Genomic DNA, 20,793 nt, shown 5'->3' on the forward strand with positions numbered 1-20,793 from the left:
CTTCGTGATCGGTTCTGCATTTCTGATAAATAGAACGCAAAAATATGAAACATCGTTTTAATAAAAATTGAAAACAGATTTCCTCAGGGGTAAGATGTCGATACTAGTAAAACGAAACTGTGTTTTATTTTTAAGGTGGGTAATACCCAGAGCGTTTTCCCTGGCGTAAGCAACCGTGAGGGATGCGGATCGGACAAATAGAACCTTGCCTGTGTTGTACGGGCTCTGAAAGACTAAGGAACAAAGTATGATACTCGATGCATTCTCTTTACAGGGTAAAGTGGCTGTTGTCACCGGCTGTGATACCGGGCTGGGTCAGGGTATGGCGCTCGGTCTGGCCGAAGCGGGCTGCGATATTGTCGGCATTAATATTGTTGAGCCGGTGGAAACGATTGAGCGTGTTACCGCGCTGGGACGTCGTTTCCTGAGCCTGACCGCCGATTTGCGCCAGATTGACGGTATTCCTCAACTGCTTGAGCGTGCGGTTGCCGAATTCGGTCATATCGATATTCTGGTCAACAACGCCGGTTTGATTCGTCGTCAGGATGCCCTTGAATTCAGCGAGAAAGACTGGGATGACGTGATGGATCTGAACATCAAGACCGTGTTCTTTATGTCCCAGGCGGCGGCGAAGCATTTTATTGCCCAGGGTAACGGCGGCAAGATTATCAACATCGCGTCGATGCTCTCTTTCCAGGGCGGTATTCGCGTACCGTCCTACACCGCATCAAAAAGTGGTGTGATGGGGGTGACCCGTCTGCTGGCGAACGAGTGGGCGAAGTACAACATCAACGTCAACGCGATTGCGCCGGGCTATATGGCGACCAACAACACCCAGCAGCTGCGTTCCGATGAACAGCGCAGCGCGGAAATTCTTGACCGCATTCCTGCCGGACGCTGGGGCTTACCGGACGATCTGAAAGGGCCGGTGGTCTTCCTCTCCTCCAGCGCATCGGATTACATTAACGGCTACACCGTGGCGGTCGATGGCGGCTGGCTGGCGCGCTAAGCTCGCGTGGCGACAGGCGATAAACCCTGCTTTGATGGCAGGGTTTTTTTTTGCCTGGCGGTAGACCATGTCACTTCACCATCCGGCAATCGGCGCAACAGTGATGAAAGATGAACATTAATTATCCATATTGATATGGCGCTGAATTTGAAGATCGTCCATATCATTTCGTCGCGATTTCCCGCTGTTAGCCAATGAATAAAAGGAATGAATAAAAGGAGATTGATGAAACGGCAATAATAGAAAGTTGAATGTCCATCACAAAACAAGTCCTGCCAGCAATTTAATCCATATCTTTGACGTCTCCTCCCTGACACTTTATCGCGCCGATCGCGTACTTTCACTGCACGTTTTACTTTGCTCAGGCAGGAAAAAAATGACCTCAATCAGTGACGGCACGACGGTCCTGGCGCGTAGCCAGCGTGATACCCGACGCATGAACCAGTTTGTCTCTATTGCCGCTGCGGTGGCTGGATTGCTTTTTGGCCTCGATATTGGGGTGATTGCCGGGGCGCTGCCCTTTATTACCGACCACTTTGTCTTATCCAGCCGGCTGCAGGAGTGGGTGGTCAGCAGCATGATGCTGGGGGCGGCGGTTGGCGCGCTGTTCAACGGCTGGCTCTCCTTCCGACTGGGACGTAAATACAGTCTGATGGTGGGGGCGGTATTGTTTGTGGCCGGATCGGTCGGATCGGCGTTTGCCGCGAGCGTCGAAATGCTGCTGGCGGCAAGGATCATTCTCGGTATCGCCGTGGGGATCGCCTCGTATACCGCGCCGCTGTATCTTTCTGAAATGGCGAGTGAAAACGTGCGCGGCAAGATGATCAGTATGTATCAGCTGATGGTGACGCTGGGGATCGTCATGGCGTTCCTGTCCGATACCGCGTTCAGCTACAGCGGCAACTGGCGGGCGATGCTGGGCGTGCTGGCGCTGCCGGCGCTCCTGCTGATCGTTCTGGTGATTTTCCTGCCAAACAGCCCGCGCTGGTTGGCTGAAAAGGGGCGCCACGTTGAAGCGGAAGAGGTGCTGCGTATGCTGCGCGATACCTCGGAAAAAGCCCGTGATGAGCTCAATGAAATCCGCGAAAGCCTGAAGCTTAAGCAAGGCGGCTGGGCGCTGTTTAAGATCAATCGTAACGTCCGCCGCGCGGTATTCCTTGGCATGCTGTTGCAGGCGATGCAGCAATTTACCGGGATGAATATCATCATGTACTACGCGCCGCGTATTTTTAAAATGGCCGGTTTCACCACCACCGAGCAGCAGATGATTGCTACGCTGGTGGTCGGCCTGACCTTTATGTTTGCGACCTTTATCGCGGTCTTTACCGTCGATAAAGCGGGGCGTAAACCGGCGCTGAAAATCGGCTTTAGCGTGATGGCTATCGGAACGCTGGTGCTGGGCTACTGCCTGATGCAGTTTGATAACGGCACCGCCTCCAGCGGCCTGTCCTGGCTTTCCGTCGGCATGACCATGATGTGCATTGCAGGCTATGCGATGAGCGCCGCGCCGGTGGTGTGGATCTTGTGTTCGGAAATTCAGCCGCTGAAATGCCGCGACTTTGGCATCACCTGTTCAACCACCACCAACTGGGTGTCCAACATGATTATCGGCGCCACCTTCCTGACGCTGCTGGATACGATTGGCGCGGCGGGGACCTTCTGGCTCTATACCGCGCTGAACGTGGCGTTTATCGGCGTGACGTTCTGGCTGATTCCGGAAACCAAAAACGTCACGCTCGAACACATCGAGCGCCGACTGATGTCCGGCGAAAAGCTGCGCAATATCGGTAATTAATCACAGGGATGCCCTTGGCAGCCACGGACTGGCTACGCGTACCGTTTCCCGATGGCTATCGCCGTGAATAATATGCAGGGCGCTCAGGCGCCCGATATCATAGTGCGGCAGCTGCACCGTCGACAGCGGCGGTAAAAACAGATCGCCAATGCCGACCATATTATCGTACCCCACCACCGCAACGTCCTGCGGAATCCGCAATCCCTGCGCCAGCAGCGTCTGATAGACCATAAAGGCGATACGATCGTTGCCGCAGATAACCGAATCGAACGACGGTTTTCCCTGACGGAGATGGGCCTGCACCACGGCGGGAATATCATGGTAGTGCTTATCGCCGTAGGCCATATAGCTGTGCACCAACGTATCCGGGTCGATATCGGCTTCGCGGCAGGCGCGCTCCAGCCCCTGGCGGCGGCGTACGGTGGCGAGATGGTTGGCCGGGAGATGCAAACAGAGCGGGTTACGATAGCCTGCGGCGAGCAGCGCTTTGACCGCAGCGTACTGACCCTGCTCATCATCAGGAATATAGCTGGCGACCGGGTCGTTAAGACTTTCGCAGTTGGCAAGGACGCAGGGTAGCGTCAGCAGCTTGGCGGGAACGGGTACCTGGCGCAGCCCCATGGTGGTGTAGATGATACCGTCAGGACGGTGGGAAAGCAGCAGGTCGACGATGGTTTCCGGGCTATCATCGGAAAACATATTCACCACGAAGCTGTTCCAGCCGTGCGCGCGGGCGGTCTCTTCAATAGACAACGCGATCTCAACCGAAAACGGCGTGGTGACGGTATCCAGCGCCAGTACGCCAATGGTATTCGGCGTGGCGCGCGCGCCGCGTATTTTCTTGGCAGACAGGTCAGGGACGTAGTTGGTCTGCTCAATCGCAGACTGAACGCGAGCCAGCGTTTCGGGTTTCAGACGTTCCGGGTTGTTCAGCGCCCGTGAAACCGTCATCAGAGATACGTTTGCCAGTTTTGCCACATCTTTCAAAGATGCCATATTTCACACTCCACCGTTGCCGCCATGCAACAGGCTATACAACTAAGTTGCTGATGTAAAAGGATCATACGATATTCTATCGTATGCCGTGTTGTCTCAGTGGGCCGGATTATTTGATCGCGATCTCACCCTCGTTATGTTAACGTTAACTTTTGTGATTAACATCATGTATCTCGGCAAAACGGCATGATTTATGTTTTTTGTTAACGTTACCATTGCGTGCATTACCCCTACACGAGAATGTCATGATGAAAGCCCATCACTCTCACAGCTATCCGTTACTCAGCGCCTTACTGTTTTTCTTTTTTGTCACCTGGTCCTCTTCCGGCTCATTGCTCTCTATCTGGTTGCACCAGGAAGTCGGGCTCAAGGCGGGGGATACCGGGATCATCTACGCCGTGCTTTCCGTATCAGCGCTGTTTGCCCAGGTGTGCTACGGCTTTATTCAGGACAAGCTTGGGCTGCGTAAAAACCTGCTCTGGTATATCACCGTGCTACTGATTCTCTCCGGGCCGGCCTACCTGCTGTTTGGCTATTTGCTGAAAATAAACGTACTGCTCGGCAGTATCTTTGGCGGGATCTATATCGGCTTAACCTTTAACGGCGGCATCGGAGTACTCGAATCCTATACCGAACGCGTCGCGCGCCAGAGCCAGTTTGAGTTTGGTCGGGCGCGTATGTGGGGATCGCTGGGTTGGGCGGTAGCGACCTTTTTTGCCGGACTGCTGTTTAACATCAATCCGAAACTTAACTTTGCGGTCGCCAGCTGTTCCGGCCTGGTGTTCTTTGTTCTGCTGGCGCGACTGCGGGTCTCCTCCGCACCGCAGGCTATGCAGGAGGCCATCTCCGGCGGCAAAGTGACGCTGGAGGATGCGCTGCGTCTGCTGACCCTGCCGCGCTTCTGGGCGCTGGTCTTTTTTGTCGTCGGGACCTGCATTTACGGCGTCTACGACCAACAGTTCCCGGTCTACTTTTCCTCGCAGTTCGCCACCCTGCAGGAAGGGAACGCGATGTACGGCTACCTGAATTCTTTCCAGGTGTTCCTCGAAGCGGCCGGGATGTTCTGCGCGCCGTGGCTGGTTAACCGTATTGGCGCGAAAAACGGCCTGATTTTCGCCGGGATGGTCATGGCATTACGTATGGTGGCCTCCGGGCTGGTGGAAGGGCCGCTGCTGATTTCCATCACCAAACTGCTCCATGCGGTGGAGCTGCCGGTACTGCTGGTCGCCATCTTTAAATACAACAGCCTGAACTTTGATAAACGTCTCTCTTCCACGCTGTACCTGGTGGGCTTTGCCTGCACCAGCTCGGTGATTGCCACGGTGCTGTCGCCGCTGGCGGGCTACAGCTACGAGAAATACGGCTTCGCCCAGTCCTATCTGATTATGGGACTGCTGGTGTTCTGCACCACCTTTATCTCCATTTTCTTGTTGCGATCCAGTCGCTCATCTTCGGATCCGATGATGTCGCAACCCTCCGCTATCTGAATGAAAAGAGTGAAGAATATGATGTACACCGTTGCTAACGCTGAACAGGAACTGCAGGCGAAACGCGAGACGTTAAACCTGCGCTGGTACCCACGCTACCATCTCGCCGCTCGTGCGGGCTGGATCAACGATCCCAATGGTCTGGTCTGGTTTGACGGCTGGTATCACGCCTTTTATCAGCACCATCCTTACTCCACGCAGTGGGGGCCGATGCACTGGGGTCATGCGCGCAGCAAGGATTTAGTCCATTGGGAACACCTGCCGGTGGCGCTGGCGCCGGAAGGGCCGGAGGATAAAGATGGCTGCTTCTCCGGCTCGGCCGTGGTGGACGGCGATACGCTGGCACTGATCTATACCGGGCATAAATTCCACGGCGATCCCAGCGACGAAGAGAACCTCTATCAGGTGCAGTGTCTGGCCACCAGTCGCGACGGCATTCATTTTGAACGCCAGGGCATGGTGCTGGATACCCCGCCGGGCCTGCACCACTTCCGCGACCCGAAAGTGTGGCGCGAAGGGGATAGCTGGTACATGATCGTCGGTGCCCGCGTCGGTAATACCGGCCAGGTGCGGCTGTATCGTTCCGCCGATCTGCGCCAGTGGCATGACGAAGGGATCCTTGATGAAGCCGAAGATAAGATGGGCTACATGTGGGAATGCCCCGACTTCTTCACGCTCGGCGGCAAGCGAGTACTGATGTTTTCACCGCAGGGGATGGCGGCACAGGGCTATCAGAACCGCAATTTATTCCAGAGCGGCTATCTGCTCGGCGACTGGCAGCCCGGGCAGCCGTTTGTCCGGGAAGGTGAATTTGTTGAGATGGACCATGGCCATGATTTTTATGCCCCGCAGAGTTTCCTGACGCCCGACGGTCGCCGCATCGTTATCGGCTGGCTGGACATGTGGGAGTCACCGCTGCCGGAACAGCAGGACGGCTGGGCTGGCATGCTCTCTCTGCCGCGTGAGCTGACGCTGAGCGCCGATAATCGTCTGCAGATGCGTCCGGCGAAAGAGGTGGAGTGCCTGCGCAGAGCCTGGTTCCCGTGGCCGGTCAGCACGCTGAAAAACCAACGGTCGCTGATGGCGGAAAACGGTGAGGCGATGGAGGTGATCCTGCACTGGGACTGCGCAGGCAGTACGGCAGAACAGTATGGACTGAGCTTCGGCGAGGGGCTGCGGGTCTACGTTGATGCGCAGATGCAACGCCTGGTGCTGGAGCGGAACTACCCGCAGTACGGTCTGTGCGGCACGCGCAGCGTACCGTTGCACGAGGGGGCCGATCTGAAACTGCGGGTATTCTTCGATAGCTCTTCCGTTGAAGTGTTTGTTAATGACGGAGAGGCCTGTCTTAGTAGCCGTATATATCCGGATGCCGCTCGCCGTGAATTATCTTTATTTGCCTGGAACGGTTTGGCGTCTTTAACTGAAGCAGGAGCCTGGCAGCTGGAATAAATTTTATTGCATGGTCGTTAATAACCCGTCTTCGACGATGGGCGGGTTATTATTGTCATTATCGTCGTGCTTTGCCCATAAATAAAAATACCCGTCATACTTCAAGTTACATGTGCGTTGGCTTTCCTCGCGCCCCCGTCACTTACGCGAGTAAGCGCCAGGGGACTCACTGCATCGCCGCCTGCCTGTCACTCGAATTATTGAGGGTAAAAACTTCATTTTAATAAAGGGTTTTCCGATGAATAAAATCTGGGTCGGGTGTGTTCTGACGTCTTTATTTACCCCTCTGGCTAATGCACAGGCGCCGTTATCCCTTGAGGAACGGCTGGCGCAAATGGAGCAACGACTAAAGGCGACCGAACAGCGGGCGGCCAGCGCGGAGGCGGAAATCCGGGCGCTGAAAGGCCAGGAAACGCCAGCGACGGTGGTCAGCGCCGCACCGGCTAAACCGACTTTTCAGCTTAATGATTATGGCGAATTAAAATTCTATGGCGACGTTGAGTTTAATATGGACGGTGCCAGCCGTACCGGTAGCCTGACGTCGGTGAAAACCAGCGCGAATAAAAACTGGGCGCCGGGAGATAAAGAACGCTGGGATATTAACGGGCGCATTCTTCTGGGCTTTGATGGATTACGTAAGGGGGCTAACGGAAAATATGCCGGGTTCAGCGTGCAGCCGCTGGCGGATATGAATGGAAAAATGAATCTCGATGATGCGGCCTTTTTCTTTGGACAGGAGCATGACTGGAAAATTAAAATCGGCCGCTTTGAGGCCTACGATATGTTCCCGCTGAATCAGGATACCTTTATTGAATATTCCGGTAATACGGCCAACGATCTGTATAGCGACGGCTACGGCTATATCTATATGATGAAAGAGGGACGCGGGCGCAGCAGCAGCGGCGGCAGCTTCCTGCTCAGTAAAAATATCGATAACTGGTATTTTGAGGTGAATACGCTGGTGGAGGACGGCAGCTCGCTGTTTGTCGATCGGAACTATCACGGCAACGCGCTGGATAACCGTAAAAACGTGGTGTACGTGCGTCCGGTCGCGGCCTGGCAGTCCGGCGCCTGGTCGGTGGCGGCGGCAATGGAGAGCAACCTCGTTAATAACGCTTACGGCTATGAAAAAACGGGGGGAGGCTGGGTCGACCAGTCAAATCGTACCGGTTACGGGATGACCATGAGCTGGAACACGCTGAAAACCGATGCCGAAAATGGGGCCGCGGTGAATCTGAGTACCGCCTATCTTGATGCGGCGGATGAGAAAGATTTCAGCGCCGGTATCAACGCATTATGGCATCGTGTAGAGCTGGGCTATATCTATGCGCATAACAAAATCGACAAGTTCAATATGTCCGGCGTGAGCGCGGAGTGCGATGGCGACTGCGCGATTCTGACGCCGGGTCGCTATGATATCCACACCATTCATACGTCATGGCAACTGCCGAATATTATGGATATGCCGAACTTTAATATTTATCTCGGCGCGTATGCGTCATGGCTGGATTCATCGGCGGCGAAAAGCGGCAATACCGATGAACGCTACGGCGCGCGGGTACGGTTTAAATATTTCTTCTGACAGGTTTCCCCGGGGGGGCGCAAACGCCTTCCCCGGGGCTACCGGACCGCAGACGGCTGTGAACCTGGCGCCCGGCCAGGCACCGCGCGAGCCGGGGGGGTGCCGAATGACTACACCTCCGCCAGGTACAGCGCCGGCATCCCTTCTTTATCGGAGGTAAACAGCACCCAGCGATCATCCGGCGAAAATGACGGATGCGGGTGGGTGACCTGACGATCGCCGTCGAGCACTTTCCAGCTGGAGTCGTGGCGACAAATGGCCCGCTGCGTACCGGACTGCACGTCAAATACCCAGATAAACGGATCGTTCAGCTGAATATCGCCGGTATGATGCGGTGCGCCATCGCCGACGACCAGCGAACCATCGTAGTTACTCATCAGGTGCGAGCAGGGAGGAATGGTCAGCAGCTGACGATTATCCAGGGTGGTGGGGTCGGCACGGTAGAGATAGCGATGCGGATCGTTTTCCCGGTGGGCGACGTAATAGAGCGCAGAGCCATCCGGCACCCAGAACTCATGGGTGAAGCTCTCTCCCGGTTGGTGCTGGCGAACGTTGCGCATATTGCTGCCGTCAGCGTTGATAAGCCACATCCTGGCGTCGATAGCATCGCGCGGTCCTTCGTGGCAGAACGCGATGGTCTGGTCATCAAACGGCCGGTAAATCGGATGGCCCAGCCAGCGTTTCTCCTGCAGGACAACGCGGCGCTCGCCGCTATGCAGGTCGATATTGATCAGGCGGCATTCGGGTTGGGTAAAATAAAAGGCGCGGAATTTACTCCAGTCGGTCAGCGGCCGCCAGTCGCTTTTTTTTATCTCGATGCCGACCAGTTTGCTGCAATCGCTGTTTGCCACCCAGGTACCATAGGCGACCCAGTCGTCATCCACTGTGTAAACCACCTGCTCTTCCCGCGTCGCCAGATCCACGCGGCGCAGCTGCCGATTGTTTTTCACATACCACAGCGTGCGGTCGTCGTCGGATAGAAAACCGCCGAAGGTATTATCGCCCGGCCCGTCGGTCAGCTGTATGGCCTGCTGCGCGGCCAGATCGAGTAAATAGTAGTTCCAGTGGCCCTCGAATCCGCCGCCGAAAATAAGTTTGCTGCCATCCCGGGTAAAGCACTTTTGATAGAAGTAGTTACGGTGGCAGATAACGTGCGGGGGCGTCATCCGGATCACCTGGCGGCCGGTTACGCTGTCTTCCGTGGTACGGAAATTCAGCGGGATGATTTTGCCTTTCATGACTCGCTCCTGACGAAAAAATGCCCCGCAGCCGAGGCTGCAGGGCAGAGAGAATGATCGACCGTTAGCGCATGGCGCGTTTCAGAATACGATCGGACTGGCGCTGGAAGTCGGCGGCCGTCTCTTCTACGCTTTTCTGTCCGTAGTCGATGTACTGCAGCGACGTGCCAAACTGGGCAACAATCTGCGGGTCATCAAAGTAAGGCGATACCGAGAGTTTTGTCGGCAGCGACTGCGCCAGCTTCAGCCCGGATACGGCCGGATCGTCGGTTTTGATCGTGCCGTCTTCGGTCAGGTATTTCACCGCCACTTTGCTTAACGGCACGCCGCGCTCAAGGCCCAGCGTATCCACGCCCTCTTTGCTGTTCAGCAGGAAGTTAATCACTTTCGCCGCCGCTTCCGGATTTTTCGTCGATTTGCCGATGGAGAGCATCTGCGCCGGTTTAAAGAACAGGCCGGCATCGGTGGCGCCCGGTAGCATCGGGTAGTCGCCCAGCGCCAGCTTCGCCGGCGGCTTCAGGTTGTCGGAGTATTTGTTGATGGTGGAGTTCCACATATATGTCCCCGCCCATTCGCCCTGAATCCACGGCTTCATCTCATACATGTTGCTCTTGCCGAACGAGGCATAGTATTTGGTGTCCGGCATCACGTGGCTGTCGATGAGCTTTTTGTACATCTGGAAGAATTCGACCCACTGTTCTTTGCTGTAGGAGAATTTCTTCGTTTTCTCGTCGATAGCCGGCTGGTTGTACTTCTGAATCATGTAAGAGTTCAGCAGCGCCAGGGTGTCCTGATGCTCCAGCACCACCGGGTAATACTGCTTACCCAGCTTGCTCTCAAAGGTTTTGCCCGCCGCCATCAGCTCATCCCAGGTTTTCGGGAAGGTGACGCCGGCTTTTTTCCAGGTTTCGTCGTTAAAGTAGAACACCCTGGCGGTAACGGAAATCGGGATACCGTTGAGTTTGCCATTGACCGTGGTGGACTGCAGCTCTTTGGCATCGAACTGGCTGAGGTCGATGACATCCTTCATTTTGTTCAGATCGTAGAAACCCTCACCGTTCTTCGAGAAGATCGGCAGCCAGTTCCAGTTTGTCTGCATCACGTCCGGCTCGGTTCCCCCGGCGATTTGGGTGGTCAGGCGCGAAAGATGGCCGTCCCAGCCGGTATATTCGGCTTTAACGTTGATGTCCGGATTCTGTTTATGAAACTCCTCCAGCGCTTTCAGGGTGACCTGATGGCGGCCGTTGCCGCCCCACCATGACATACGCAGATCGACATCCTTTGCCAGAGACGGTAACGCGGTAAGGCCCAGAGTGGCGGAGATTGCGGCGCTTAAAAGCACTTTTTTCATTTTAATACTCCAGTGATTACAGAGAGATATTCTGTTCGGTGGCGGCATCAAAGAGATGGCACTTATTCATGTCGAATTTGAACCACACCTTGCGATGCAACCCTTTTTCAATCATCGGCTTCGCTTCGTCAGAAGGGACGCGGGCGGTCAGTTCATAGTCGGCGACTTTCAGGTAGACGAAAAACTCGTGCCCCATGTTCTCGACCCGCACCATTTCGCCCGAGCAGCCGCCTTCGGCGAACGGTTCATCGGCGATGGCGACAAACTCCGGGCGGACGCCGTAGAACAGCGGCTGGTTTTTATGGCTGGCGACTTTATCCTGCAGGGCTGCGCTTAACGGCAGCAGCTCATCGCCGATAGTCAGGTGCAGGCGCCCGGCCTGTTCAACCAGTTTGCTGGGGCGAATATTCATCTCCGGGGCGCCGATAAAGCCGGCCACGAACATGTTTTTCGGTTTGTGATACAGGTTGTCCGGAGTATCGACCTGCATGATATGCCCGAGCTTCATGACGCAGATCCGATCGCCCATGGTCATCGCTTCGGTCTGGTCGTGGGTGACGTATACGGTGGTCGCCGGCTTGCCGGATTTCTTCAGCTGCTTGTGCAGATCGGAAATACGGATACGCATCGAGGCGCGCAGCTTGGCATCAAGGTTAGAGAGTGGTTCATCAAACAGGAACACATCCGGTTTTTTGACAATCGCGCGGCCAACCGCCACGCGCTGGGCCTGGCCGCCGGAAAGCTGGCGCGGCAGACGGTCGAGCAGCTCTTCCAGCTCGAGGATTTTGGCCGCTTCGTTAACCTGGGCATCAATCTGATCTTTCGGCAGCTTGCTCAGCTTGAGACCAAAAGCCAGATTCTCACGCACCGTCATGTGTGGGTAGAGCGCATAGTTCTGGAACACCATCGCAATACCGCGTGATTTTGGCGCGAGGTTGTTGACGATCTTCTCGCCGATACGCACTTCGCCGCCGCTGATGGTTTCCAGTCCCGCCAGCATACGCAGGGTGGTGGATTTCGCACAGCCGGATGGCCCGACGATCACCATAAACTCCCCGTCCGCGATTTTCAGGTCGATAGCATGTACCGCTTTGAAGCCGTTGGAGTAAACTTTTTCCAGTTTGTTGAAAATAACTTCAGCCATGATATTTCCCTCTTAACCTTTGATTCCGCTGCTGGTCACGCCCTGTACGAAGTAGCGTTGTGCCAGGAAGAACACGATGATGGATGGCAGAATGGAGATACTCGCCATTGCCAGAATTTCGTTCCACGGAGCGCCTTCCGTGACGTCGATGGACATTTTCAGCGCCAGTGCGATCGGATATTTATCCACGCTGTAGACGTAAATCAGCGGGCCGATAAAGTCGTTCATTGACCACATAAACTGGAACAGCGCCACCGAGATAATCGCCGGTTTCAGGATCGGCACCACCACGTACCACAGCACCTGAATAGAGTTACAGCCGTCGATCTGCGCCGCCTCTTCCATATCGCGCGGTACGCCGCGCAGGAACTGGATCAGCATGAAGACGAAGAATCCCTGGGTGGCGAAAGCCAGCGGCAGATACAGCGGCAGATAGCTGTTCAGCATGCCCATTTCACGGAACATCAGGTACTGCGGGATAAGCAGGACGGTGCTCGGCAGCAGCATGGTGGTGATGAGCGTGGCGAACCAGAATTTCTTCCACGGGATTTCGAAGCGGGCAAAGCCGTAGGCCACGATAGTGGAGGAGATAATGGTCAGCAGGACTTTCGGGATCACATACTTAAAGGTGTTCAGCATGTAGTGCCCGAAGTTGTACTCGGTGCCGGTTTTCCAGCCGTTAATAAAGCCGTCCCAGGTCGCGTGGGCCGGCCACAGGCTCAGGGTGGTGAAAATCTCATGGTTCGGTTTGAACGACGCCGAGAACATCCACACCAGCGGGTAAAGCATCAGCAGGCCGACGAACAGCAGGATGACATAACGGATTGTCCGGCTGACTTTTTCGCGGCGCAGGGTGCGGGCAACTTCGCGCTCCGCAATTTCCATTGCCGGGGTGATTTGTTGAATATCAGCCATTTTTGCCTCCTTTATCGGCGGAGTAGAACACCCAATATTTCGATGACTTAAAGGCGATGGCGGCAAAGACCGCAACCACCAGGAACAGCACCCACGCCAGCGCCGCGCCGTACCCCATATCGAAGTACTTAAAGGCGGTGTCGTAGATATAGAGCGAGAACAGATAGGTGGAGTAGGTTGGGCCGCCGCCGGTGATGACGTACGGACCGGTAAACTCCTGGAACGCCTGGGTGGTCTGCATAATAAAGTTGAAGAAGATGACCGGCGTAATCAGCGGCACGGTGACCTTCATAAACATCTGCCACTTCGAGGCGCCGTCGATCATCGCCGCTTCATACTGTGACTGCGGGACGTTTTGCAACGCGGCGAGGAAGATGACCATCGCCGAACCAAACTGCCAGACGCGCAGCAGAGTGACGGACATCAGCGCCAGCGACGGCTCGCCGAGCCAGTTCACCGGGTCGAATCCCAGCACGCCGATAAAGCTGTTCAGCAGGCCGTCGATAGCAAACAGCGCGCGCCACAGGACGGCAATCGCGACCGAGCTACCGAGAATCGACGGAATGTAATAAGCGGTGCGGAAAAAGCCGATACCGCGCAGCTTAAAGTTGAGGACAAATGCAATACCCAGTGCGAAAGCCAGTTTTAACGGAATCGTTAAAAAGACGTAGGCAAAGGTCACGCCCATGGATTTCCAGAAGAGGCCATCTTCGGTCAACATGTAGCGATAGTTTTCAATGCCGTTAAACACCGGCGGGCTCATCAAATCGTACTCAGTGAAACTGAGAAAGAAAGATGAAACAAAGGGAAAAGCGGTAAAGACTATCAGCCCGATGATATAGGGCGATATCCATGCCAATCCCAACATCTTGTTTTCATTCATACATACCTACCTGGCTTACGAGTTTGTAAAACGGATTCGGTGTCGTGGTTTTCTGCGCCCGGTCGCGGCCAGAAAGTGAATCGGTATCGGGTGTATCAGCTGGCGTTGGCTTCCTTTTTTAACTTTGTGTTTGTTATGGGCTTTTGCTCGCAGCGTCCCTGCTGAGCCTGAATGTTTCGGTTTTTACTTGTCCGGTGATTCAGTTTTATAAAACGCCGTTTTAATTTTATTTTATTGCGATTTATTACAGAGTCATTCGATTCATAGCGGAAGTGTGATCGAAGTCGAAACGATGTTTCAAAAAATGATATGGCGAGCGTTCTCCAGAGCTGACAGGTGTCTGGAGATAGTGCCGAACAAGGGATCTTGTGCAGGGATGAGCAAGATAAGTGGCAGGCTAATCATTTTGCTGTTACATATTTTTTAACAAATTATTCTGGCGGAAAGGAAGGGTGGGGAAAGGGGGCATCACGAATATGCCCCTGGGAAGCGTGGTTTACAGGAAATCCTCACGAACGGGAGTAAAGGTATCCAGCAGGGTGCCAGGCTTCAGACAGATGCAGCCGTGCATAATATGCGGTTTTTTGTAGAGCGTATCTCCGGCGCGCACCACGCGTTTCTCTTCTCCGATGGTGAACTCAAATTCGCCGGATAGCACATAGGTCAACTGTTCGTGAGGGTGATTATGCATTGGACCGATGGCTCCGGCGTCGAAATTGACCTCTACGGCCATCATGTTGCCACCGTGCGCAAGAATACGACGGGTCACGCCATTGCCCAGATCTTCAAGGGTGGTCTCGTTATGAAAAATAAACATCCGGCAGTCCTGTAGTTAAGTGAAACAATGTTTCATTTAATTTATCGCAGAATCGTCGGGAAAGAAACGATCGACAAGAGAAGTGGAAAGTTGATCACAAGTTTGTTTCACTGGAGCAAAGCATAACCAGGAGCGGATGATGAAAACGATTGGCCTGTTGGGCGGCATGAGCTGGGAATCCACCATTCCCTATTACCGTTTGATCAACGAAGGTATCAAAGCACATTTAGGCGGCCTGCATTCGGCGAGTCTGCTGCTGCACAGCGTCGATTTCCATGAGATCGAAGCCTGCCAGTCCGCAGGAGACTGGGATCGCGCCGGCGAGATGCTGGCGCAGGCGGCAGTTGGCCTGCAGCAGGCGGGGGCGGAAGGGATTGTTCTGTGTACCAACACGATGCATAAAGTGGCGCAGGCCATCGAAACGCGCTGTGAGGTGCCGTTCCTGCATATCGCCGATGCCACCGGGCGGGCGATTACCGCCAAAGGCCAAAAGCGGGTTGCCCTGCTTGGAACGCGCTATACCATGGAGCAGGATTTTTATCGTGGGCGCCTGCAGGCGCAGTTTGCTATTGAGACGCTGATTCCGGAAGCTGACGATCGCGAACGCATTAACCGGATTATTTTTGATGAGCTGTGCCTGGGCGCGTTTAATGACGACTCCCGCGATTATTACCTGCAGGTGATTGACGCGCTGGCGGAGCAGGGCGCAGAAGGGGTCATTTTCGGCTGTACCGAGATTGGCCTGCTGGTGCCGGTGGAGAGCAGCCCGCTGCCGGTGTTCGATACCGCCGCGATTCACGCCGCGGACGCGGTGACGTTTATGCTCTCTTAAGCATCGCGTCCAGCGGACCCTGAATCCGCGGCAGGCTCCCCTGCAGGTGCTGAATAAATGTCTCGACCAGCGCCGAGCCCGGGCGGTGCAGCGGGCGGATCAGGCTGACGGTGAACGGTACGTCGACGCTAAAGCGGCGCACCGCCACGCCGCTTTCGCCATAGTCGAGGGCGGTCAGCGGGTTGACGACTGAGATCCCGACGCCTGCCCGCACCATCGCACAAACAGAGGCCGCGCTGTGGGTCTCCACCACCATCCGGCGCTTCACCTGATGCTCGGCAAACAGGGCATCAAGCAGCTGACGATAGCTGTCGGTGCGCGACAGGCTGATATAGTTTTCACCGTGGAAATCGGCCGGAGTCAGCTCCTGCTTGCTGGCAAGCGGGTGGCTCTGCGGCAGCACGCAGACCTCGTTGAGCGTTAACAGCGGCGTGCGTTCGGTCCCGGCGGGCGTGTGCAGTGTTTCCGTCAGGCCGAGATCGTGACGTTGGGCGGAGAGCCACTCCTCCAGCAGGGGGGACTCTTGCGGCACAATCTGCAGGCTGACCTCGGGATAGCGCGCCAGAAAGGGCTGCAGCAGCAGCGGCAAAAACGACTGAGAAAACACCGGCAGGCAGGCGACAGACAGTTCGCCCTGACGGAACTCTCGCAGGCTCTCGGCGGCGCTGACGATACGGTCCAGTCCGTACCAGGAGCGCTGAACCTCTTCAAACAGCCGCAACCCCTGCACCGTCGGCTGCAAACGCCCGCGGGTGCGTTCAAACAGCTTCAGCCCGATCACCTTTTCAAAGCGCGCCAGCTCGCGACTGACGGTCGGCTGAGAGGTATTCAGCAGACGAGCCGCCTCGGTGAGGTTGCCGGTGGTCATCACCGCATGGAAGATTTCAATATGGCGTAAATTGACGGCAGGCATGGCGGCTCTCGGCGGATGGACGGTATCCATATCATTTTTGCATAGAGTTACGATAAAACGATATTTTTTATTCTCTTCAGGCTATGGCGTAATCATAAAAAAACGCGCACAACACAATAACGCCGGAGTTCACTATGCCACGCTCGCTTTACGCTACCGATACCGACCTGACTGCCGAGAACCTGCTCCGTCTGCCCGCCGAGTTTGGCTGCCCGGTGTGGGTCTATGACGCGCAGATTATCCGCCGCCAGATAGCCCAGCTCAGCCAGTTCGACGTGGTGCGTTTTGCCCAGAAGGCCTGCTCCAATATCCATATTTTGCGTCTGATGCGTGAGCAGGGCGTTAAGGTGGACTCCGTCTCCCTCGGGGAGATTGAACGTGCGCTGGCGGCGGGGTATGACCCGCAGCAGCACCCGGAAGATATCGTTTTTACCGCCGACCTGATTGACGAGGCGACGCTGGAGCGCGTCAAGGCCCTGCAGATTCCGGTTAATGCCGGTTCAGTCGATATGCTGAGCCAGCTGGGGGAAGTCTCTCCAGGCCATCGCGTCTGGCTGCGCGTCAACCCGGGATTTGGTCACGGCCACAGCCAAAAAACCAACACCGGCGGCGAAAACAGCAAACACGGGATCTGGTACAGCCATCTGCCGGCGGCGCTGGAAGTGATGCGTCGCTATCAGCTCCAGCTGGTGGGGATCCACATGCATATTGGCTCCGGGGTTGATTATGGCCACCTGGAACAGGTTTGCGGCGCGATGGTGCGTCAGGTGGTTGAGTTTGGGCAGGATCTGCAGGCGATCTCCGCCGGCGGCGGACTGTCGATCCCTTATCACGAAGGTGAAGAGGCGATCGATACCGATCACTACTACGGCTTGTGGAACGCCGCGCGCGAGCAGATCGCCCGACATCTCGGCCATCCGGTGAAGCTGGAAATCGAACCGGGTCGCTTCCTGGTGGCCGAATCCGGGGTGCTGGTCTCTCAGGTACGTAGCGTCAAAGAGATGGGAAGCCGCCACTTTGTCCTGATTGATGCCGGTTTTAACGATCTGATGCGTCCGTCAATGTATGGCAGCTATCACCATATTACCGCTCTGGCGGCGGATGGCCGCAACCTGAGCGCCGCACCGCTTATCGACACCGTCGTGGCCGGGCCGCTGTGCGAATCGGGCGACGTCTTTACTCAGCAGGAAGGGGGCAAGGTGGAGACGCGTTTGCTGCCTGAAGTCGCGCCGGGAGATTATCTGGTGCTGCATGATACGGGGGCTTATGGCGCGTCAATGTCCTCAAACTACAATAGCCGTCCGCTGCTGCCGGAAGTGCTGTTCGACAACGGCAGCGCACGGCTGATCCGTCGTCGGCAGACGATTCAGGAGCTGCTGGCCTTAGAGCTGTTCTAAAAATATGGCCCCGTCGTTACCGACTCACGCAATACCAGCGTACCGGTGAACGGCGGGATCGTTTCGATCGGCTGGTCGTTGGCGAGCTTGATCGCCTGATCGATCGCGGTGGTGATCATATTATCGATCGGCAGATAGACCGTCGACAGGCCGGGTTCCAGCCATTTTGCGCTCGGGGCATCGTCGAAGCCGAACAGCGAAACGTCCTGCGGGATCCGCAGCCCCGCCTGATGCAGCGCTTTTGAGGCGCCCAGCGCCATATCATCGTTACATGAAAACAGCGCGCTGAACGTTGTTTTCTCATCAAGCAGCTCGCGGCACAGCTCATAGCCGCGGGTCATCGTCGAATCACCGTATTTAACTTTCGCCGGATCCCACGCGATACCATGCTTTTTCAGGGCCTTGCGGTATCCCTGCAGACGGGCTTTGCCCGTGGGGGTATGCATCGGCACGGTCATGCAGGCGATATCCCGGTGCCCTTGCGTAATCAGATAATTGACCGCCTGAAAGGCCGCATCTTCCTGCTCGAAGAACACGCAGCGTTCCCGCGCCAGGCTGACGTCGCGGTTAATCACCACCAGCGGCATATCGATGGATTCGATCAGCGACATGATCTTCTTTTCGCTCATGTGGCGGGTATAGAGAATGATTGCGTCGCACTGGCGGTCGGCGAGCATCTGCACCGCTTCTTCTTCGCGTTCCGGAGCATCGTGGCCGTCGGTGACGATTAGCTGTTTTCCCCAGGCTTCCGTCTGGCGTGAAGCCTGTTGTAGCAGGCGGCCAAAATAGAAACCATCGAAGGTAGAAACCACCAGTCCGATACTGTTGCTGGTGCGGTTCGCCAACGAACGGGCGAGAAAGTTTGGCCGGTATCCCAGCTCTTCCATCGCTTTGAATACCTGTTGGCGGGTGCTCTCTTTTACCTGACCTGTGCCGTTCAACACGCGGGAAACCGTCGCTTTAGAGACGCCTGCGCGAATTGAGACATCCAGCATTGTAGCCATTCATCGATTCCTGATTTCACGTGATAAGCCGCAGTTTATCACAGACATTCAGAGGGATATGCGCTCAACCGGGCGCAAAGAACTATCGCGATCACGCTTTTTGCAGGAAGTGTCCGCAAAATGGCGCTTCCACGCGTTGAGGTCCTCGCCATCGGTCGCTGCGGGCGCGGTATACTGGCAGCCAGAGGATTTTTCAGCAGGGGATCGGTTATGCATATTCAGCCCTTATACGCCGCGCCGCAGCACGCCGAACAGGTGGCGATGTGGCTCTGGCAGGCCTTTGGCGGCGAAACGCTGCCGCTGCCTTTTTTTGCGACTCTCGTTGCCCACAGCCAGACGCCGGAGGCGCTGCCGCTCACCTTTATCGCCGTCGAAGGGGAGACGCTTGTAGGGACGGTGGGGCTGTGGCGCTGCGACTTAATCAGCCGTCAGGATCTGTTCCCGTGGATGGCGGCGCTGTACGTCGCCCCGGATGTGCGCGGACGGGGAATCGCGGGACAGCTGCAACAGCATGTGATCGACTATGCCCGCCGGCTTGGGCACCCGCAGCTGTATCTCTACTCCGCCTGCCGCGATTTTTATGAGCGTTTTGGCTGGCAGTATATTGGTGAAGGGCTGGATTACCCGGCCACCGCCGTCAGCCTGTATCGTTACGACTTATCGCTTTCCGATGGCGCCATTACCGAGTGACGGCGAACCAGCGTCGGGCTGAATAAATGGGTGATTTCAGGCGCCGGGCGCTGATCCGCCAGCGCCAGCGCCAGTTCGGCGGCCTGGGTTGCCATGGTGACGATGGGATAACGCACCGTCGTCAGGCGCGGGCGAACGTAGCGAGAGATCAGCACATCATCGAAGCCAATCAGCGAAATCTCGCGCGGGACGTCGATACCATTATCATTCAGCACCCCCATCGCACCGGCGGCCATCGAGTCGTTATAGCAGGCGACAGCGGTAAAATTCCTGCCGCGTCCCAGGAGTTCGGTGATGGCCTGTTCGCCGCCGCTTTCATCAGGTTCGGCAAAGGTCACCAGCCGATCGTTACAGGGCAGACCGCTCTCCGTTAACGCTGCGTAATAGCCTTGCAGGCGATCTTCAGCATCAGAAATCGCGTGGTTGGAACAGAGGTAGCCGATACGGGTATGCCCCTGTTGGATCAGATGACGGGTCGCCAGCCAGGCGCCGTAGCGGTCGTCCAGGGCGACACAACGCTGTTCAAAACCCGCCAGAATACGGTTGATCAGCACCATGCCGGGGATCTGTTTCATCAACCCGGCGAGCTCGTCGTCAGGGATCATTTTCGCGTGCACCACCAGCGCAGCGCAGCGATGGCGGATAAGCTGCTCAATTGCCTGGCGCTCTTTTTTAATGCTGTGATACCCGTTGCCGATCAGCAAAAAGTTACCGGTGTTGTAGGCCACCTGCTCGACGGCTTTGACCATAGCGCCGAAGAAAGGATCGGACACGTCGCCCACCACCAGACCGACGGTTTCCGTCGACTGCTGCGCCAGCGCGCGCGCATTTGCATTGGGATGATAATTGAGCGTTTCCATCGCCGCAGTCACCGACTGGCGCGAGGTTTCACTGGCTTTGGGGGAGTTGTTGATCACGCGGGATACGGTAGCGACGGACACTCCAGCGAGTCGGGCTACATCCTTAATTGTCGCCATACCAGACCTTTTATAGGGTAAGCGTTTACATACCGGTTATGTTACGGGAAAGTGCGGCAGATTCAAGGCTGGAGGCGCCTGGCTTCGCGCAAATGTGATGCAGATTTGCCTTCATGGTGAAAAAGTTACACCGCGACAAGCGCAGGGACGCAGACGAATGAAACGGCGGCGGGAACATTCACACCTTTGCTTACACTTTGCGATTAGCTGTTGCGAATGTTCGCTGGTTTATCCGTTCATTGCATTGATATTCTGGCTATCCCAGAGGTATTGATAGGTGGAGCTAACGTTACGTTGGCCACTCTAATTAC

At 55.8% G+C, this 20,793-nt stretch carries 18 protein-coding genes; 8 read left to right on the forward strand and 10 right to left on the reverse strand.

Features of this window, described 5'->3' with window-relative positions; genetic code table 11:
- The first annotated feature begins 247 nt into the window (after positions 1-247).
- Both kduD and araE read left to right on the forward strand, forming a co-directional pair.
- Positions 248-1,009: a 2-dehydro-3-deoxy-D-gluconate 5-dehydrogenase KduD gene (kduD, locus tag AC236I_RS04575; protein ID WP_004867185.1), complete on the forward strand. Its 762-nt coding sequence runs from the start codon at positions 248-250 to the stop codon at positions 1,007-1,009.
- Between the two features lie 376 nt (positions 1,010-1,385).
- Complete coding sequence (gene araE / locus AC236I_RS04580; RefSeq protein ID WP_004867182.1) at positions 1,386-2,804, forward strand: arabinose-proton symporter AraE; 1,419 nt, start codon at positions 1,386-1,388, stop codon at positions 2,802-2,804.
- Here the strand turns inward: araE and AC236I_RS04585 are convergent, their stop codons facing one another.
- A complete protein-coding gene (locus AC236I_RS04585) occupies positions 2,805-3,800 on the reverse strand; it encodes a LacI family DNA-binding transcriptional regulator (RefSeq protein ID WP_004867180.1) in 996 nt (331 codons plus the stop codon).
- A gap of 245 nt (positions 3,801-4,045) precedes the next feature.
- Between AC236I_RS04585 and AC236I_RS04590 the strand changes: the two genes are divergently transcribed.
- The 3 genes from AC236I_RS04590 (at position 4,046) to AC236I_RS04600 (ending at position 8,321) form a co-directional block, all read left to right on the forward strand.
- Positions 4,046-5,287: an MFS transporter gene (locus AC236I_RS04590; protein WP_004867177.1), complete on the forward strand. Its 1,242-nt coding sequence runs from the start codon at positions 4,046-4,048 to the stop codon at positions 5,285-5,287.
- Positions 5,288-5,305: 18 nt separating this feature from the next.
- Positions 5,306-6,739 carry a glycoside hydrolase family 32 protein gene (locus AC236I_RS04595; RefSeq protein ID WP_099844243.1) on the forward strand — a complete coding sequence of 478 codons (1,434 nt, stop codon included), beginning with the start codon at positions 5,306-5,308 and terminating at the stop codon, positions 6,737-6,739.
- Between the two features lie 238 nt (positions 6,740-6,977).
- Complete coding sequence (locus AC236I_RS04600; protein WP_099844241.1) at positions 6,978-8,321, forward strand: carbohydrate porin; 1,344 nt, start codon at positions 6,978-6,980, stop codon at positions 8,319-8,321.
- Between the two features lie 110 nt (positions 8,322-8,431).
- On the opposite strand, the gene AC236I_RS04605 is transcribed toward AC236I_RS04600, so the two are convergent.
- From AC236I_RS04605 to AC236I_RS04630, 6 genes are all read right to left on the reverse strand, one after another.
- Entirely contained in the window at positions 8,432-9,559 is a 1,128-nt protein-coding gene (locus AC236I_RS04605; RefSeq protein ID WP_064359175.1) for an oligogalacturonate lyase family protein, read from the reverse strand.
- A 64-nt stretch (positions 9,560-9,623) separates the two neighbouring features.
- Positions 9,624-10,910, reverse strand: coding sequence for an ABC transporter substrate-binding protein (locus tag AC236I_RS04610; protein WP_015585833.1), 1,287 nt, complete (start codon positions 10,908-10,910; stop codon positions 9,624-9,626).
- Between the two features lie 16 nt (positions 10,911-10,926).
- A complete protein-coding gene (locus AC236I_RS04615; RefSeq protein WP_004867159.1) occupies positions 10,927-12,054 on the reverse strand; it encodes an ABC transporter ATP-binding protein in 1,128 nt (375 codons plus the stop codon).
- A gap of 12 nt (positions 12,055-12,066) precedes the next feature.
- Positions 12,067-12,969 (reverse strand): carbohydrate ABC transporter permease, encoded by a 903-nt coding sequence (locus AC236I_RS04620; protein WP_004867156.1) that lies wholly within the window; start codon positions 12,967-12,969, stop codon positions 12,067-12,069.
- Positions 12,962-13,852 (reverse strand): carbohydrate ABC transporter permease, encoded by an 891-nt coding sequence (locus AC236I_RS04625; protein ID WP_004115132.1) that lies wholly within the window; start codon positions 13,850-13,852, stop codon positions 12,962-12,964. Before AC236I_RS04625 ends, AC236I_RS04620 begins: the two co-directional genes overlap by 8 nt.
- A gap of 496 nt (positions 13,853-14,348) precedes the next feature.
- Positions 14,349-14,669 (reverse strand): cupin domain-containing protein, encoded by a 321-nt coding sequence (locus AC236I_RS04630; protein WP_004867153.1) that lies wholly within the window; start codon positions 14,667-14,669, stop codon positions 14,349-14,351.
- Positions 14,670-14,808: 139 nt separating this feature from the next.
- Here AC236I_RS04630 and AC236I_RS04635 point away from each other — a divergent pair, with 139 nt between their 5' ends.
- Positions 14,809-15,501, forward strand: coding sequence for an aspartate/glutamate racemase (locus tag AC236I_RS04635; protein WP_004867150.1), 693 nt, complete (start codon positions 14,809-14,811; stop codon positions 15,499-15,501).
- Here AC236I_RS04635 and AC236I_RS04640 read toward each other — a convergent pair.
- The gene (locus tag AC236I_RS04640; protein ID WP_004867147.1) at positions 15,488-16,414 is read right to left on the reverse strand and encodes a LysR family transcriptional regulator; all 927 of its coding nucleotides are present in this window, start codon (positions 16,412-16,414) and stop codon (positions 15,488-15,490) included. The genes AC236I_RS04635 and AC236I_RS04640 overlap by 14 nt on opposite strands.
- Positions 16,415-16,548: 134 nt before the next feature.
- Between AC236I_RS04640 and lysA the strand changes: the two genes are divergently transcribed.
- Positions 16,549-17,811 carry a diaminopimelate decarboxylase gene (lysA, locus tag AC236I_RS04645; protein WP_004867144.1) on the forward strand — a complete coding sequence of 421 codons (1,263 nt, stop codon included), beginning with the start codon at positions 16,549-16,551 and terminating at the stop codon, positions 17,809-17,811.
- Here the strand turns inward: lysA and AC236I_RS04650 are convergent.
- A complete protein-coding gene (locus tag AC236I_RS04650; RefSeq protein WP_160873358.1) occupies positions 17,808-18,806 on the reverse strand; it encodes a LacI family DNA-binding transcriptional regulator in 999 nt (332 codons plus the stop codon). The two genes, lysA and AC236I_RS04650, sit on opposite strands and share 4 nt — an antisense overlap.
- 219 nt (positions 18,807-19,025) lie before the next feature.
- On the opposite strand from AC236I_RS04650, the gene AC236I_RS04655 reads away from it, so the two are divergent.
- Positions 19,026-19,505 carry a GNAT family N-acetyltransferase gene (locus tag AC236I_RS04655; RefSeq protein WP_165458718.1) on the forward strand — a complete coding sequence of 160 codons (480 nt, stop codon included), beginning with the start codon at positions 19,026-19,028 and terminating at the stop codon, positions 19,503-19,505.
- Here the strand turns inward: AC236I_RS04655 and galR are convergent.
- Positions 19,466-20,482 carry an HTH-type transcriptional regulator GalR gene (gene galR / locus AC236I_RS04660; RefSeq protein WP_004867133.1) on the reverse strand — a complete coding sequence of 339 codons (1,017 nt, stop codon included), beginning with the start codon at positions 20,480-20,482 and terminating at the stop codon, positions 19,466-19,468. The two genes, AC236I_RS04655 and galR, sit on opposite strands and share 40 nt — an antisense overlap.
- Between the last annotated feature and the right edge of the window lie 311 nt (positions 20,483-20,793).

The organism is Klebsiella sp. Sb-30 (genome assembly GCF_057652795.1).